The organism is Flavobacterium sp. DG2-3, assembly GCF_030730925.1.
Lineage (GTDB): Bacteria > Bacteroidota > Bacteroidia > Flavobacteriales > Flavobacteriaceae > Flavobacterium.
Genome location: NZ_JAVAMB010000010.1, coordinates 152444 through 169404, shown reverse-complemented (window position 1 = coordinate 169404; position 16961 = coordinate 152444). Strand labels below are relative to the sequence as shown.

General features: G+C 32.9%; 13 protein-coding genes. 8 read left to right on the top strand and 5 right to left on the bottom strand.

Annotated features, from left to right (window positions below; genetic code table 11):
• Positions 1–317 precede the first annotated feature (317 nt).
• From Q9Q97_RS15420 to Q9Q97_RS15395, 6 genes are all read left to right on the top strand, one after another.
• Positions 318–716, top strand: a complete 399-nt coding sequence (locus Q9Q97_RS15420) for a hypothetical protein (RefSeq protein ID WP_306158645.1) — start codon at positions 318–320, stop codon at positions 714–716.
• 42 nt (positions 717–758) lie between these two features.
• Positions 759–1154, top strand: a complete 396-nt coding sequence (locus tag Q9Q97_RS15415; protein WP_306158643.1) for a DUF5958 family protein — start codon at positions 759–761, stop codon at positions 1152–1154.
• Between the two features lie 46 nt (positions 1155–1200).
• Positions 1201–1545, top strand: a complete 345-nt coding sequence (locus tag Q9Q97_RS15410) for a hypothetical protein (protein ID WP_306158642.1) — start codon at positions 1201–1203, stop codon at positions 1543–1545.
• A 33-nt stretch (positions 1546–1578) separates the two neighbouring features.
• A complete protein-coding gene (locus tag Q9Q97_RS15405) occupies positions 1579–2337 on the top strand; it encodes a methyltransferase domain-containing protein (protein ID WP_306158640.1) in 759 nt (252 codons plus the stop codon).
• A gap of 416 nt (positions 2338–2753) precedes the next feature.
• On the top strand, positions 2754–4178 hold the full coding sequence (locus Q9Q97_RS15400; RefSeq protein ID WP_306158638.1) for a HAMP domain-containing sensor histidine kinase: 1425 nt from the start codon (positions 2754–2756) through the stop codon (positions 4176–4178).
• On the top strand, positions 4168–4557 hold the full coding sequence (locus Q9Q97_RS15395) for a response regulator (RefSeq protein ID WP_306158636.1): 390 nt from the start codon (positions 4168–4170) through the stop codon (positions 4555–4557). Before Q9Q97_RS15400 ends, Q9Q97_RS15395 begins: the two co-directional genes overlap by 11 nt.
• Here Q9Q97_RS15395 and Q9Q97_RS15390 read toward each other — a convergent pair.
• Complete coding sequence (locus Q9Q97_RS15390) at positions 4554–5717, bottom strand: C40 family peptidase (protein WP_306158633.1); 1164 nt, start codon at positions 5715–5717, stop codon at positions 4554–4556. The genes Q9Q97_RS15395 and Q9Q97_RS15390 overlap by 4 nt on opposite strands.
• Positions 5718–5967: 250 nt before the next feature.
• Here Q9Q97_RS15390 and Q9Q97_RS15385 point away from each other — a divergent pair, with 250 nt between their 5' ends.
• Together Q9Q97_RS15385 and Q9Q97_RS15380 are read left to right on the top strand one after the other, a co-directional pair.
• On the top strand, positions 5968–7347 hold the full coding sequence (locus Q9Q97_RS15385; RefSeq protein WP_306158631.1) for a carboxypeptidase-like regulatory domain-containing protein: 1380 nt from the start codon (positions 5968–5970) through the stop codon (positions 7345–7347).
• 80 nt (positions 7348–7427) lie between these two features.
• A complete protein-coding gene (locus Q9Q97_RS15380; RefSeq protein ID WP_306158630.1) occupies positions 7428–8828 on the top strand; it encodes a carboxypeptidase-like regulatory domain-containing protein in 1401 nt (466 codons plus the stop codon).
• Positions 8829–8903: 75 nt separating this feature from the next.
• Here the strand turns inward: Q9Q97_RS15380 and Q9Q97_RS15375 are convergent, their stop codons facing one another.
• From Q9Q97_RS15375 to Q9Q97_RS15360, 4 genes are all read right to left on the bottom strand, one after another.
• Complete coding sequence (locus Q9Q97_RS15375; protein WP_306158628.1) at positions 8904–11168, bottom strand: aconitate hydratase; 2265 nt, start codon at positions 11166–11168, stop codon at positions 8904–8906.
• A 124-nt stretch (positions 11169–11292) separates the two neighbouring features.
• Positions 11293–14064, bottom strand: a complete 2772-nt coding sequence (locus tag Q9Q97_RS15370; protein WP_306158627.1) for a bifunctional aconitate hydratase 2/2-methylisocitrate dehydratase — start codon at positions 14062–14064, stop codon at positions 11293–11295.
• Between the two features lie 377 nt (positions 14065–14441).
• Positions 14442–15395: a MoxR family ATPase gene (locus Q9Q97_RS15365; protein WP_306158625.1), complete on the bottom strand. Its 954-nt coding sequence runs from the start codon at positions 15393–15395 to the stop codon at positions 14442–14444.
• 78 nt (positions 15396–15473) lie between these two features.
• The gene (locus Q9Q97_RS15360; protein WP_306158624.1) at positions 15474–16904 is read right to left on the bottom strand and encodes a peptidylprolyl isomerase; all 1431 of its coding nucleotides are present in this window, start codon (positions 16902–16904) and stop codon (positions 15474–15476) included.
• Positions 16905–16961 lie beyond the last annotated feature (57 nt).

Here is a 16961-nt window from a genome sequence, read left to right as displayed (position 1 = left end):
GTGCGATTACGGTTTTCCATAAAATTCAACTTCTTGAAGACTTTACTTTTGAGTTCAATAAAACTTCTAATTCTAAATCATATGCCACTTATAAACTGTCCAGATTGCAAAACCAAAATTTCTGATAAAGCTGATACATGTCCACAGTGTGCTTATCCTTTAAAATCTAAACAATATAATAATAAAACCAATGAGGGCTGTTTTCTTCAAACCTTAAATTTTGGATGCATGTTTATAGTCATCACTTTCGGGGTTATAATCCTATTCTTTGTTCTTATTAGTATTTTTTCTTAATTAATCACAAAAAACAAATTACTATGAAAAATTTTCTCCTTACTTTACTCTTAATCACATTAAACTCATGTTCTTCAAATTATTATTTTGTAAATATTGATGAAGACACCAATATATACGGCTCTAAAGATTCAAAAGAAATAATTGCTACAATTCCAAAAGGATATGGAGCATATATCAATACTAGCGATAATAAATATCGAAAAGTTAAATGGAAAAAATATAAAGGATGGGCTTTAAATCCTGTTTACAGCAATACTCTTATGAGTTCAACCTCTAAATCAAATTCCAATTATACTAAAACCAATTATACAAATAATCAATCAAGTACTTCAGGAGGATCTGTACACGTAAAAGGTTATACTCGAAAAGATGGAACCTACGTAAGTCCACATACTCGAAGTGCTCCAAGACGTCGATAATTTTTTAATATCGTATTGAAATAGTATCTTTATCTTTCATTTATGAATCAACAGGAATTATTAATCAACAAAATTGCTCAAGATAAAATAGATTTTCATCTTGGCTTACATCTTTTGTTAGAAGACAATTATAACTTCAAAGAGCTTTTTACGACTCTACATAACTATATTATTAATTCGATTCCTAACAAAACAGATTATAATACCGAAGCTTATCAAAGAGCGATAAATACTATTCCGCTAAAATCAACTTATACGCCAATTGTAATCTTAAAAAGTTTTCCCACCAAAATTGCTTTTAATAAATTGGCTTCTCTGCCAGAAGATGAAAATAAAAAAGTGATAACCTCCTTACTTTGGATTTTTAAAATTACGGATACCGAAAGAAGAAATACGGAATGCAAAAATGGATGTGGACATTTTTGGCATGAATTATAATAAAATTCCTAACTTTATCTAAGTCTTTAATTTAATTCTAAAACACATGAAAAAAGTTACTTTGTTGCTATTATTCTTTTTTGCTTCTTTAAATACTTTTGCTCAAGATGCCACAGGTGACTGGAAAGGCGTACTTAAAGTTCCAGGTGCCGAACTTAATCTCGTTTTGCATATCACAAAAACAGATAATGGTTTGAGCGCGACACTTGATAGTGTTGACCAAAAAGCGTTTGGAATTCCTGTAACGACAGTTAGCTTCGAAAATTCGGCACTCAAATTTACTGTTTCCAACTTACAAATTGAATATGAAGGTGTTCTCGGAAAAGACCAAACTATCACGGGAACTTTTAAACAAATGGGACAACCGCTACCATTGGTTTTGAAGCGATAGAAATTTTGCTTATTTTTAAATAAAAACAATATTATGACTTGGGATCCTAAAAAATACAACGAATTTAAAGAAGAGCGTTCTAAACCTTTTGATGATCTTACAAGTCATATTATTGACAAACCCAATCTGAAAGTTATAGATCTCGGATGCGGAACCGGGGAACTTACTAAAAAGCTGTCTCAAAAGCTTACGAATGCATTTGTTCTTGGGATTGATAATTCTGCAGAAATGCTATCAAAAGCTCCAAAACAAGAAAATCTTGAGTTTAAAGAAAGAACCATTTTAGAACAAATCGGTGATGAAACCAAATGGGACTTAATTTTTTCGAACGCTGCACTGCAATGGATTGACAATCACGGCGAACTTTTTCCGAAAATTATTTCACGCATAAATCCGGGTGGGCAGTTGGCAGTTCAGATGCCTCAGCAAAACGAAAACATCCTTAATAAGATACTTTTGCAATTGGTGCAAGAAGAACCTTTTGCATCGCATCTTAAAAATTGGACACGTCCGTCGCCTGTGTTAACTTTAGATGAATATGCTAAAATTCTATTCGAAAATGGCGGTCAAGATTTGGTTCTCTATGAAAAAGTTTATCCTTTAATTTCGAATCAAAAAGATGATTTTTTCGAATTCATTTCTGGCTCTGCTTTAACTGTTTACCAAGAAAGATTAAAAGAAGAAGAATTTACAGCACTTACTACCGAATTTAAGAAAAGAATAAATGCTTATTTTCCTTTAGTTCCATCTATTTATGCATTTAGACGGTTGATTATTTACGCTAAGTTTTAATTAAATTATTCATTAAGAATACATTCCAATCATTAAACAAAAGAGAGCTCGTCATTTTTTAATTTATTGTTTCTTTTAATTCTTTTTTCCTCTCCAAAATTGTTCTTTTGCTTGCTTAAAAATTTTATCAAAAGCAAAAAAAGCCTTCCAATCAAATCACAACAAACTAAACAACAAATAGTTAAACAAACAAACTTGAAATAAAAATATTTTTGTTTGAATATTATTTTTTTTGCGAAATCTATAAGATAAATTTTATTATATTTGAGAGAATCATTTTAAAGGCATTTTTAAATAGCAAAATATATTAACAAGTGTTTAATGTTTAATAATGAATTAATTCCCATATTGTTTATTCATAATTGCTAAAAAACACGCAAAAGACAGTTTATTATTAACCTACTAATTTTAAGATTATGTCTAGATTGCAAGCTTTAAAAAACTTTCGTTTTCCCAATGTTTTTATCCTCATTTTAATAGTTTTTGTTTCATGTGCGTTGTTAATCTGCATCAATTTTTTTACTATTAAAATCTTATCTGCCAACAGAGCTTATGTAAATGGAGAATCACATTATTCGAAAGGACAAAAAGATGCATCAAGACATTTAATCACTTATTTATTTACCAAGAATACCATACAATGGAATTTGTTTCTTGAAGAATTAAAAGTTCCACAGGGTGATGGCATTGCAAGGATCACACTTTTAAAGGCTGGAGATAATGAAGTTGCAAGAAAAGGGTTTCTTATTGGCAGAAATGACGAAGATGATTTAGACGATATTATCTGGCTATTTGAAAATTTCAAAAATGTAAGCTTTTTATCTAAAGCTATAGAAGAATGGGGACAAGGAGACAAACTTATTTTTAATTTGTTTGTTATTGGCCATCAGATCAATGCAAAAATCGAACATAATTTGTTAACCGCAGCAGATCAGAAAAAATTCTTAAAACAAATAAGCTCAATAAGTGATCGATTAACTGTTAATGAACGTAATTTTTCAAACACATTAGGAGAAGGAACCCGAAAAATAAAAGATTTACTAATTATTACAAACATCTTTTTTATCCTGATCATAATCTTAAGTGTCTGTTTTTATTATTCTATAATGGTTAAAAGACTATTGGTTTCGAAAAAAGAGACTGAAGTTAAAAATGAAAATCTTATTCTGGTCAATCGTGAATTAGATCGGTTTGTTTATAGCGCTTCACATGATTTGCGGTCGCCAATTACTTCGCTGAAAGGTCTAATCGAAATAACAGCATTGGAAGACGATGCTCAGCAAGTTCGAAATTATTTGCAAATGATGCACCACAGCCTGGAAAGACAAGACCAGTTTATTAGTGATATTATTGACTATTCTAAAAACAAGAGAAAACAAGTCATCATAGAGCCAGTAAGTTTGAAAGAATTGTGCAATGAAGCTATTTTGCAATTAATGCATATTGAAAATGCAGACAGAATTAAATTTACACAAGAACTTTTGGTTGATCAGATTGAAAGCGATGGATTACGATTAAAAATCATTATCAACAACCTGCTTTCAAACGCTATAAAATATGCAGATTGCAATAAACAGGAAATGTTTATCACGATTAAAACCTATTTTAGCGAAGGTCTGAATAAAATAGAAGTAACAGATAATGGAATCGGAATTCACGACGATCATAAAGCTAATATTTTTGATATGTATTTTGGAACAAATAAAAACAAAGGTTCTGGCTTAGGCCTTTATATTGTAAAAGAAGCTGTCGAAAATATAAGAGGAGATATTTTTGTTTTTTCTGAAAGCAGTGTTGGAAGTAAATTTATAGTAACAATACCTAATTCTTATGCCGTATAGATCTCAATTTATAATTATAGAAGACAATTTGATTGATCAATTTGTAACTAAAAAGCTTCTTAAAAAAGGACTTGACATCAATCCTGCTTATATCGCTAATAATGGAAAAGAAGGAATGAATTGGATCTTGAAAAATCAGAACCAAAATCCATTAATTATTCTTTTAGACATTCAGATGCCTATTATGAATGGGTTTGAATTCTTAGAAGAGTTTGACAAACTGCCAGAAGATGTAAAAGAAAATATAGAAATTTTTGTGCTTTCATCGACTCTCGATATCGACGAAATTAAGAAAGTAAAAGAGAATAAGTACGTATCTGACTTTTGGAATAAACCTTTTAGATTAGAAATATTGCAAAATGCTTTTCTGCATGCTTAATTTAAAACGCGGTTTACCTGAGAAAATGCTCTTGTGTAGTAAGGCTCTTTTGTAGAAGAGATAATTACTCCGCCGTGTGTTGATGAGTGTACGAATTTAATTTCGCCTTCTGCAACTTCAACAATCATCCCAACATGGTTGATATGGCGTCTTCCATTGGTTCTAAAGAAAATTAAATCGCCTTTTTGAGCTTCATCTGTACTTACTTTTGTTCCTACGCGCGATTGTTCAATCGAGCTTCTCGGCAATTTAATATCAAAATTATTAAAGGTGCAAATCATTAAACCCGAACAATCAAAACCTGCTTTTGTAGTTCCTCCAGATCTATAGCGAACTCCGATATTTTCTGTAGCATTTGCAATAAGCTGGTCAATTAATTCGGAGTGATTCCCCGTTCGAACCAATGTAGAATCTCTTTTTATTTCTGATACCGCTTCCACTGTTGGATTTGAAACTGGAGTTGAAGAAGCAATTGTATTATTTTCAGTAGATTCTTGAGAAGCTTTTAATGCTTGAATTGCATCTGCTTTTTCTTTTGGAACTTTAATTTTCAGAAGATATCCAACTGGCACTTTTCCTTTAATCGATGGATTCTGGCGTTCCAATTCTGCAACTGTAATTCCATATTCTTTAGAAATGCCGTATTTTGTTTCTTTAGCTTTAACTTCTCTATAAAGTTCTACATCTGTCGAAACTACCTCTGCCGTACTTTCTACGGGTTTTTCAGCTGCTACAGCTATATTAGAAGGAATGATGATCTGTTGTCCTATTTTTAAACCTTCTGTCTCCAAAAGCGGATTGGCTTTCTTTAAATCATCAACAGAGATATTGTATTTTTTAGAAATTCCCCAAAGTGTTTCTTTAGAGGCTACTTCGTGAGTTCCAGAAGTATTAGGAGAGGTATTATTTACTGCAACTTCAACGTTTTTAGTTTTTGACTTTACAGTTTTATTTTTATTCGGAATTAAAAGTGTCGAATTTAGTTTTAATATTTTAGGAGCATTCGGATTCGCATCTGCAATCTCTTTCACTTTAACTCCATATTTTTTAGCAATAACAGAAAGATTTTCTCCTTGCGAGATTTTGTGCTTAATAAAATTATCTTGCGCAAAAGCTCCAACACTGATAAAAAACAATACTATTATTAACCTGTAAACCATATTTACCTTTTAAGTTCTTAAATCCTGCTTTTATTAAGTTTAGTTACATAATTAAACTTAAAAATTACAAATATATTACCTCAAAGGCGAATTTAACGCTTAAAACAATAAAAACCATAATTTTTAACAATTATTTTACCTCAAATTAACAGCCTAGGCATAGAAATTGTGCCAACTTTTTGAAATGCAGTTTTTTAACTAAAAAGATGTATTTTTATACTAATTTAACCAGAACCAAACCCTAAACATTGTGAAAAAACTACTCTACATCGTCATTTTACTGCCTTTTATAGCAAATGCACAAACAATAAACGGGATCGTTAAATCTCAAACTACAAATTTACCAATCGAAGATGCAAACATATATGCCTTACAAGGTAAAATTGGAACCATAACAAATGATAGAGGAGAATTTTCATTAAATAAAGCAAAAGCAAGCGACACACTTCAGGTATCGCATATTGGCTACATTTCGACAAAAATGGCAATTTCCGATTTTAAAAAATCAAATTTTATCATTTCACTGCAGGAAGATATCGAAACCCTTAATAATGTAGAGATAACAAAACATCACGCGAAATTAAAATCTAAACTTGATTTTACTAAACTTGAATCTTTAAATAATGTTCTGTATTCTTTTGGTTCAACAGTAATAAATGGCAAAATTTATATCACAGGTGGAGACATCAGCGAAGAAGAGAATGTATTAAACATTTTAAAAGAAAGAAGCATAAGCTCTGACAATGATCCTAACTTCGAAAAAAAATATCGAGACTTACTTCAGATGCAAGTGTCTAAAAAGTTTTACAGAGAAGATTTGCTTATTTACGACCCTAAAACAGATGTTTGGAAGAAATCAGATATAAAATTCAAGAGAAGAGCTTATCATAATATAAATTATTACAACAATACACTTTATGTTTTAGGAGGAAAAAGAGTAGCTACAAACCAAAGATTTGAATATTTAGAAAACGAAATTGAAGTTTTTGACTTTACTAAAAACAAGATTACCATTGACAAAACCAATCCTCATACAGCTGCAGACTTTGCTTCTTTTGTCTATAAAGACAACATCATTGTTATGGGCGGTTCGATAAAAAAGACTGAAAAAGGACAAAAAACTTTTACCGACAAAGTGCACATGTACAATATCACTTCTGGTTTATGGTATGAGTTAGAAAAAATGCCGGTTGCCAAAGAAGTAAAAGGAGTTTTGATTGACGATAAAATTTTTACTATTGGAAGCAAAGACAACAAAAGCTTATCTGAGATTCAGAGCTTTGATTTAACAAATGAAACTTGGAAAAATGAAGCAACTTTAATTTCGCACCTAGAAAACCCAGCAATTGCTTACAGCGCTAATGATATTTTCATTTTGGAAGATGGTAAGCTGTCAATTTACAATACAAAATCAAAACAAATTAAAGAATACTTTGTTGATCTTCAACTGAGAGGTGCTACCATGCATTTTATAAATGACAAATTGTATATTATCGGAGGGTATTCATTTGGCTCTTTTATGAAGATTCCTTCATCAAAAGTGTACAGCATTTCTATTGACGAATTTGAAACGACCGCACCAAATCGCATTAGAATTTTATCACAAAATAATGTAGCGCAAGCAAATTAATGCTAATACAAGAAAATGCCTTTTAATGCGGGCATTTTTTGAATATTAAAGAATTGAATCCAAAACCAAATTTCTTTATTATGAAAAAACTACTTTTCATTGCCATTTTACTGCCTTTAATTGCAAACGCACAAACAATAAGTGGAATTGTTAAATCTCAAAACAGTAATTTACCTGTAGAAGATGCAAATATCTACGCAGTACGCACTCAAATTGGAACATTAACCAATAAGAAGGGAGAATTTTCATTAAACAATAAATTAAAACCAAACGACACTCTTCAAGTTTCTCATATTGGCTATATAACAGCAAAAATTGCGGTTACAGATTTTATAAAATCAAACTATATTGTTTCTCTTGAAGAAGATATTGAAACTTTAAAAAATGTAAATATTATTGACAATAGGTGGTCGAAATTAAAATCCAAACTTGATTTCACCAAACTCTCGCCTTTAGATCACGGCATTTATGCTTTTGGTTCTGCAGTAGCAAATGGCAAAATTTATGTTATTGGAGGTGATAATAGCGAGCAATGGAATGTTTTAACCGCCATAAAATCTAAAAATATTGGTGGCGACCCTACTAGATTTAGCGACCCTACCTATTTAAACAGATACCTTCAAGAAATAGGAGGCGATTTAGCTAAAACTTTCTACAAGGAAGATCTGTTAATTTATGATCCGAAAACAGATTTATGGGAGAAATCAAATCAGAAATTTAAAAAGAGAGCTTATCATAATATCAATTTTTACAATAATACACTTTATGTTTTAGGAGGAAAAAAAGCACCTCTCGGCAATAAAAAACATGAATTTCTAGATAACGAAATTGAAGTTTTCGACTTTAACAACAATACCCTTGCAATTGACAAAACCAATCCACATAAAGCCGTAAGCTTTGCTTCTTTCACTTATAAAGATAATATTATCGTTATGGGTGGCTCAATAAAATCGACTGTAAAGGGCGTAAAAACTTTTACCGACAAGGTTCATTTATACAATTTAACTTCTGGTTTATGGTATGAGCTGGCAAAAATGCCAGTAGCGCAAGAAGTACAAGGGGTTTTAATTGGCGATAAGATTTTTATAATTGGCAATCCCGACAAGAGAAGTTTTTCTGAGATCCAGAGTTTCGATTTAACAAATGAAAGCTGGAAACACGAAGCAACATTACTTTGTCGACTTGAAAATCCCGCAGTTACATACAATGACGATACTATTTATATGTTTGAAGATGGAAAACTATTCGTTTACAATACAAAATCGAAATTAATTAAAGAATATTATATTGATCTTGAGCTAAAATCTACTGCGATGCATTTTATTAATGATAAATTATACATCATTGGAGGATATGATTTTACAAATTACTACACATCTCCTTCATCAAAAGTATACAGCGTCGCACTTGATGAATTTGAGACTACTAAACCTTACCGAATTAGAGTTTTATCACAAGATAATGTAGCAAACAAAAACTAATCTCATAGATATATTACTCTTCAAAAACAAAAAGCCCTGTTTTCACAGGGCTTTCTAATATATAAAATCTAAATATTAAGCTTTTCCAGCAGCAATTAAGTTTAATGCAGAACCTGCAACAAACCAGCCAATCTGCCCTTCATTGTATGTATGGTTTGCCAAGATAATATCTTTTGAACCATCTGCGTGAACAAATTCTAATGTTAAAGGCTTACCTGGAGCAAATTCTGTTAAATCTAAGAAATTGATAGTGTCATCTTCTTGAATTTTATCGTAATCAGCTTCGTTTGCAAATGTTAATCCTAAAAGACCTTGTTTCTTAAGGTTGGTTTCATGGATACGCGCAAAAGATTTTACCAATACCGCTTTAACTCCTAAGAAACGTGGTTCCATGGCAGCATGCTCACGAGAAGAACCTTCTCCGTAGTTATGATCTCCAACTACAATAGACGGAACTCCAGCTGCTTTGTATGCACGAGCTACAGCAGGAACAGCATCGTATTCACCTGTTAATTGATTTTTAACAGAGTTTGTTTTTTGGTTGTAAGCATTAACAGCCCCAATCAGCATATTGTTTGAAATATTATCTAAGTGTCCGCGGAAACGCAACCAAGGCCCAGCCATAGAAATGTGGTCTGTAGTACATTTTCCAAATGCTTTGATTAGCAATTTAGCACCTGCAATATTTTTACCATCCCAAGCATTAAAAGGAGCCAATAGCTGCAAACGTTCTGAAGTAGGATTTACGACAACTTGAACTCCTGAACCATCAGCAGCCGGAGCTTGAAATCCTGGGTCTTCAGCATAGAAACCTTTAGAAGGAAGCTCGTCTCCAGTTGGAGCATCAAGTCTTACTTCTTCTCCATCTTCATTGATTAATGTATCTGTTAATGGATTAAAACTCAAATCGCCTGCAATAGCTAAAGCGGTTACTAATTCTGGAGAACCCACAAAAGCTAAAGTGTTTGGATTACCATCTGCACGTTTTGAGAAGTTTCGGTTAAAAGAGTGAACAATTGTATTTCTTTCTTCTTTTTCTGCTCCTTCTCTATCCCACATACCAATACATGGTCCGCAGGCATTAGCAAAAACAGTTGCTCCGATTTTATGAAAAGTATCAATAAATCCGTCTCTTTCAATAGTAGAACGAACCACCTCAGAACCTGGAGTAATTGTAAACTGTGATTTTGTTTTTAAATTTTTATCAGCAACTTGTCTTGCCAATGAAGCTGCACGTGAAATATCTTCGTAAGAAGAGTTCGTACAAGAACCAATTAGACCAACCTGAATTTGTAATGGCCAATTGTTTTTGATTGCTTCTTCTTTCATTTTAGAAATTGGAGTAGCTAAATCTGGTGTAAAAGGCCCATTTAAATGTGGCTCTAATTCAGACAAATTAATTTCGATAACTTGGTCAAAATATTCGTGCGGATTTGCGTATACCTCTGCATCTCCTGTTAAATAAGAAGCAATTTTATCAGCAGCATCAGCCACATCAGCTCTGTTCGTAGAACGAAGGTAACGGCCCATTGAATCATCGTAACCAAAAGTTGAAGTTGTAGCCCCAATTTCAGCTCCCATGTTGCAAATAGTTCCTTTACCAGTACAAGACATTGCCGTAGCACCTTCTCCAAAATATTCTACAATTGCTCCAGTACCACCTTTTACAGTCAAAATACCCGCAACTTTAAGAATAACGTCTTTTGGAGCTGTCCATCCAGATAATTTTCCAGTTAATTTAACTCCGATAAGTTTAGGAAATTTAAGCTCCCATGCCATTCCTGACATAACATCTACAGCATCTGCTCCACCAACACCAATTGCAACCATTCCTAAACCTCCTGCATTTACAGTATGAGAGTCTGTACCAATCATCATTCCACCTGGGAAAGCATAATTTTCAAGTACAACTTGGTGAATAATTCCAGCTCCCGGTTTCCAGAAACCGATTCCGTATTTATTAGAAACAGAAGACAAGAAGTCGAAAACTTCATTGCTTTGTGTTTTTGCTCTAGCCAAATCGGTTACAGCATCTACTTTTGCCTGAATCAAGTGATCACAGTGAACCGTTGTAGGAACTGCCACTTTAGATTTTCCAGCGTGCATAAACTGTAACAATGCCATTTGTGCAGTTGCATCTTGACAAGCTACGCGGTCTGGCGCAAAATCAACATAATCAACTCCTCTTCCAAATGCCTTTGTCGGATTTCCGTCCCAAAGGTGATTGTATAAAATTTTCTCTGTTAAAGTAAGTGGACGTCCAACAATTTCACGCGCTTTATCAACTCGCGCAGGCATGTTTTCGTACACTTTTTTAATCATTTCGATATCAAAAGCCATAGATTTTTTGTTTTTTATTATTCTTTTTTGAACATGACAAGTTACAAAAAATAGAGTAATTATTACTAAAAAAGCCCGAGTTTTATGACTCGGGCTTTGAAAATATTATTAAATAATCTATCGATTACATAACTAATTGTTTGTTAGAAGGTGCGAACTTAGTTAAGTTGATACCATCTACCGCAGCAGTGTATTCTTCCATAGTTGGAGTTCTACCTAAAATTGTAGAAAGAACCACAACTGGCGTAGAAGAAAGCAATGATTCTCCTTTTTTACCTTCTGTATCTTCTACAACTCTACCTTGGAAAAGACGCGTAGAAGTTGCCATTACAGTATCTCCTTTAGCTGCTTTTTCTTGGTTACCCATACAAAGGTTACATCCTGGACGCTCTAAGTAAAGCATGTTTTCGTATTCTGTACGTGCTGCACCTTTTGGAGCATCATCATTAAATTCGAAACCAGAGTATTTTTGTAAAACTGCCCAATCACCTTCAGCTTTAAGCTCATCAACAATGTTATAAGTTGGTGGCGCTACTACAAGCGGCGCATTAAATTGAACTTTACCATTTTGAGCTTCAACGTTTTTCAACATTTGCGCAAGGATTTTCATATCTCCTTTGTGAACCATACAAGAGCCGATAAATCCAAGATCTACTTTTTTCACTCCACCGTAGAAAGATAATGGTCTAATAGTATCGTGAGTATATCTTTTAGAAACATCAATATTATTAACGTCTGGGTCAGCAATCATTGGCTCAGCAATCTGATCTAAGTCAACTACAACTTCAGCATAATATTTAGCGTTTGCGTCTGGAGTTAAAGCTGGTTTTTCTGCAGATTTAATTTCAGCAATACGTTTGTCTGCTTTATTGATTAATCCTTGAAGAACTTGTCTTTCGTTATCCATTCCTTTTTCGATCATGATTTGGATTCTGCCTTTAGCAATTTCCAATGATTCGATCAAAGTATCATCTTCAGAAATACAGATAGAAGCTTTTGCTTTCATTTCTGCAGTCCAGTCTGTAAAGGTAAACGCTTGGTCAGCAGTAAGAGTTCCGATATGAACCTCGATAATTCTACCTTGGAATACGTTTTCTCCACCAAACTGATGTAACATTTGCGCTTGTGTAGCGTGAACCACATCACGGAAATCCATATACCCTTTCATGTCACCTTTAAAAGTTACTTTTACAGATTCTGGAATTGGCATAGAAGCTTCTCCAGTAGCCAATGCAAGTGCAACAGTTCCAGAGTCAGCACCAAAAGCAACACCTTTTGACATTCTTGTATGAGAGTCACCACCAATAATGATTGCCCATTCGTCGATAGTAATATCATTAAGTACTTTATGGATAACGTCTGTCATTGAGTGGTAAACACCTTTAGGGTCACGAGCCGTGATCAAACCAAAGTTGTTCATGAATTTCATCAATTTAGGAATATTAGCCTGCGCTTTTTTATCCCATACAGAAGCTGTGTGACATCCTGACTGGTAAGCACCGTCAACAATTGGAGAAATTACTGTAGCTGCCATAGACTCTAATTCTTGAGCAGTCATTAAACCTGTAGTATCTTGAGAACCTACAATGTTTACTTCTACACGAACGTCTGAACCAGCATGTAAAACTTTTCCTGGAGTGATACCAACAGCATTTTTATTGAAGATTTTCTCTACCGCAGTAAGTCCTTGTCCTTCAATAGAAATTTCTTTTGATGGAGCAAATACTAGCGGAGCTTCAATATCTAAAACTTTTGCTGCGAATGTCTGTAATTTTTTTCCAAATACAATAGCGTAAGATCCTCCAGCTTTAATGAATTCCATTTTTTGCGGAGTGAATGACTTAGACATGTCAATCAATTCTTGATCACCGTTGTATAGTTTTTTTGTTTTTGTATTAATTGTAAGAACTGTTCCTGTAGCAACAGAATACGTTTGCTCAAGGATTGGTTCGTCATTTTCGTTACGAATAACATTTCCTTCTGCGTCCGTTTTTTTAACCCAGTTTTTAAGGTCAACACCAATACCTCCTGTAACGTCAACCGTTGTAAGGAATATTGGAGAAATACCATTTGTACCTCCAACAATTGGAGCAATATTTACAAACGGAACATATTTACTTGCTTGTTTACCAGTCCAAAGCGCCACGTTGTTTACACCTGACATTCTAGAAGAACCAACACCCATTGTACCTTTTTCAGCAATTAACATCACGCTTGCGTCTGGATGTTTTGCCTGTAAAGCTTGAATTTCTGCTTGTGCTTCTGGCGTGATCATACATTTACCGTGAAGCTCACGATCTGAACGTGAGTGAGCTTGGTTTCCTGGAGATAATAAATCTGTAGAAATATCACCTTCTCCAGCAATAAAAGTCACTACTTTAATTTCTTCTGCAACTTCTGGAAGCTTAGTAAAGAATTCAGCTTTTGCATAGCTTTCTAAAATATCTTTAGCAATTACACTTCCATTTTTATATGCTTCCTTCAAACGATCTGTATCTGCATCATAAAGGAAAACTTGTGTTTTAAGTACTTTCGCCGCTTCTTGTGCAATAGCTACATCATTACCTAAAGCTAAATCTAGCAAAACCTCGATTGAAGGCCCACCTTTCATGTGCGATAATAATTCAAAAGCAAAATCAGGAGTAATCTCTTTTACTAAAGATTCACCTAAAATAATTTCTTTTAAAAATTTTGCTTTTTCACCTGCAGCACTTGTCGTACCAGGTAAAGTATTGTAAATAAAAAACTTAAGAGAGTCTTCGCGGTGTGCGTTATCAACATCTTTAATTTGGGCAATGATTTCGCTTAATAACTCAGCTCCATCAATTGGTTTTGGGTGTAACCCTTGATTTTTTCTTTCTTCAATTTCTTGAATGTAATCCTGATAAATATTCATAATAAAGCGGATTTATTTTTTTGAGGCAAATTTAAGCATTAAAGACGATAATTAAAAAAAATTTAATAGAACTAGCGTTTTCAAAAATTATTATTGCTAAAAAACGATTTTCACTGCTTGTTTTTATCAATAAATCAATTTAATATTAAAATAATGAATTATTAACATTTAAAAATCTTTTCTTTAACAAAGTCGAAATTCTATGTTATAATGCAAGTAAGTTTTTACCTCTATTTTAGCTAAGAATCTTTCTAAATAAGTAATTATAACGTTATAGTTAAGATTTTAAACGTCGTTGAGAAAGGTTTTTCTAACTTCTAAAAACAAAAAATCCTGACAATAAATTATCAGGATTTATATAAAAATATTTTTAAATTTTACATTAATTTTTTAATAATAACTTCTTCCGTTATTCCTTCAGCATCTGCTTTGTAATTTTTAATAATTCTATGTCTCAAAATACCCGTTGCAACGGCTTGAACATCTTCAATATCTGGCGAAAATTTCCCATTAAAAGCCGCGTGTGCTTTTGCTGCCAAAATTAAATTCTGCGAAGCTCTTGGTCCTGCTCCCCAATCCAAATAGTTTTTCACAAAATCTGTAGTTAAACTATTATCTGGACGCGTTTTACTTACTAAAGTCACCGCATATTCGATAACATTATCTGCGACAGGAATTCTGCGAATTAAATGCTGAAAATCGATAATTTCTTGCGCACTAAACAAAGGATTAATCTCTGTTTTAACATCAGAAGTTGTTCGTTTTACTACTTGAACTTCTTCTTCAAAAGTTGGATATTCTAATTTAATAGCAAACATAAAACGATCCAATTGCGCTTCTGGCAACGGATAAGTTCCTTCTTGCTCAATTGGGTTCTGAGTTGCTAAAACAAAATAAGGCAAATCTAATTTATGATGTTGTCCCGCAATCGTAACCGATCTTTCCTGCATGGCTTCCAACAAAGCTGCTTGCGTTTTTGGCGGTGTTCTGTTGATCTCGTCAGCCAAAATAATATTAGAAAAAATTGGCCCTTTAATGAATTTGAAATTTCTATTTTCATCCAAAATTTCACTTCCTAAAATATCAGAAGGCATTAAATCTGGTGTAAACTGAATTCTTTTAAAATCTAGCCCCAAAGCCTGAGACAAAGTATTTATCATTAAGGTTTTTGCCAAACCTGGAACTCCAATTAAAAGTGCGTGTCCTCCAGAAAATATACAAAGTAAAATTTGATCTACAACGGCGTCCTGCCCTACAATGATTTTCGCTATTTCTTTTTTTAATTCGTTTCTTTTTTGAACTAAATTGTGAATTGCTGTTACGTCAGACATTTATGAATGTATTTAAAATTAAAAAGAGTTAATTCTATGAATTCATAAAACTAACTCTTTTTATTTATTTATTAAAACTTATTTTTTCAACCAATTGTTTGCAAAAGTACAGTCTTTATATTCTCCAATAATTTTGATGTAAGTATCTTTAATCTTAGTATCAAACCATTTTGCAATTGCGTTAATCTGCTTTTCTTTTAATGCTAATTCTTTAATCTTAGTATAATCTTTAGCGTAGTCTGCAGTATGTTCGTCAATTCTGTTTGTAACGGTAATTAACTTATATGTTTTTTTGCCTTTATCATCTGTATTTAAAAGTGGCTGAGAAATTTCGTCTCCTTTTAAATTTGAAACCTGGCTATACAAAGTCGGATCCATTTTAGTCAATTCGAATCGAGTATCTTGAGTTGTAGGATTAACCAATGTTCCTCCGTTTGCTCTAGTTTCTTTTTCGTCAGACTCTGTTCTTGCTGCTTCAGCAAAAGTAATCTCTTTGTTAACTATCTTATTCCTAATATTGGTAATTCTCTCTTTAGCTTCTTTTAAAGCCGCCTCAGAAACTGTCGGAGCAATCAAAATATGACGAAGCTCTACTTCTTGCCCTTTAATTTTTTCTACCATAATAATATGGTATCCGAAAGTAGTTTCAAATGGTTCTGAAACCTCACCTGCCTGCAAACTAAAAGCAACATCTTTAAACTCTTTTACAAAAGGAGTTTTTCTTGTCATTTTATAATAACCTCCGTTTGGCGAAGATCCTGGATCTTGAGAATACAAAACTGCTTTTGTTGCAAAACTAGAACCTTCAAGAACATCTTTTCTTATAGCATTTAATCTATCAATAACTTTTTGTTTGTCTTCTTTAGAAATTTTAGGCTCTACCACAATTTGTGCTACTTCCATTTCAGCTCCAAAAGTTGGCAATTCATCTTTTGGTATTTTTTTAAAGAAATTACGAACTTCTTCTGGAGTGATTTCAACATCTTTAATAATCTTATCTCTCATTTCAGAAGCTAGCTTTTGCTCCTTTAAGATATCAGCAAAATAAGTTTTAAATTCTTCTACAGAACTTTTTTTATAGTATTCTACTACTTTATTGATATCACCAACTTGCTGCGTCATATAGTTAAGACGATCTTCCATCATACCTCTAACTTCGGCATCACTCACAATAATACTATCCTGAATGGCTTGATGTGCGTATAATTTATCTTCTAGAAGTTTACCAAGCATTTGGCATCTTGTAATATCTTTAATAGATCCGCCTTGTGCAGTAATTTCCAAAAATCCTTTATCGATATCAGAATCTAAAACGATGTAATCTCCAACTGTCGCAATAATTCCGTCAATTTTCAATTTTCCGCCAGAAGGAGTTTCTACTGGTTTTTGAGCAACAACATCAGGAATAATTTCTTGCGCTGAGATAATTGGAGTAAAAAAAAGAAAAAAACAAATTGGTAGTGCAAACTTGAAATCAATTGTTTTTAGCTGTAATTTTTTTAATAGCATTATTTTAATTTTTATTTGAATGTAAGCCTGTTTTAGATAATCCTTCTAAAATTATTG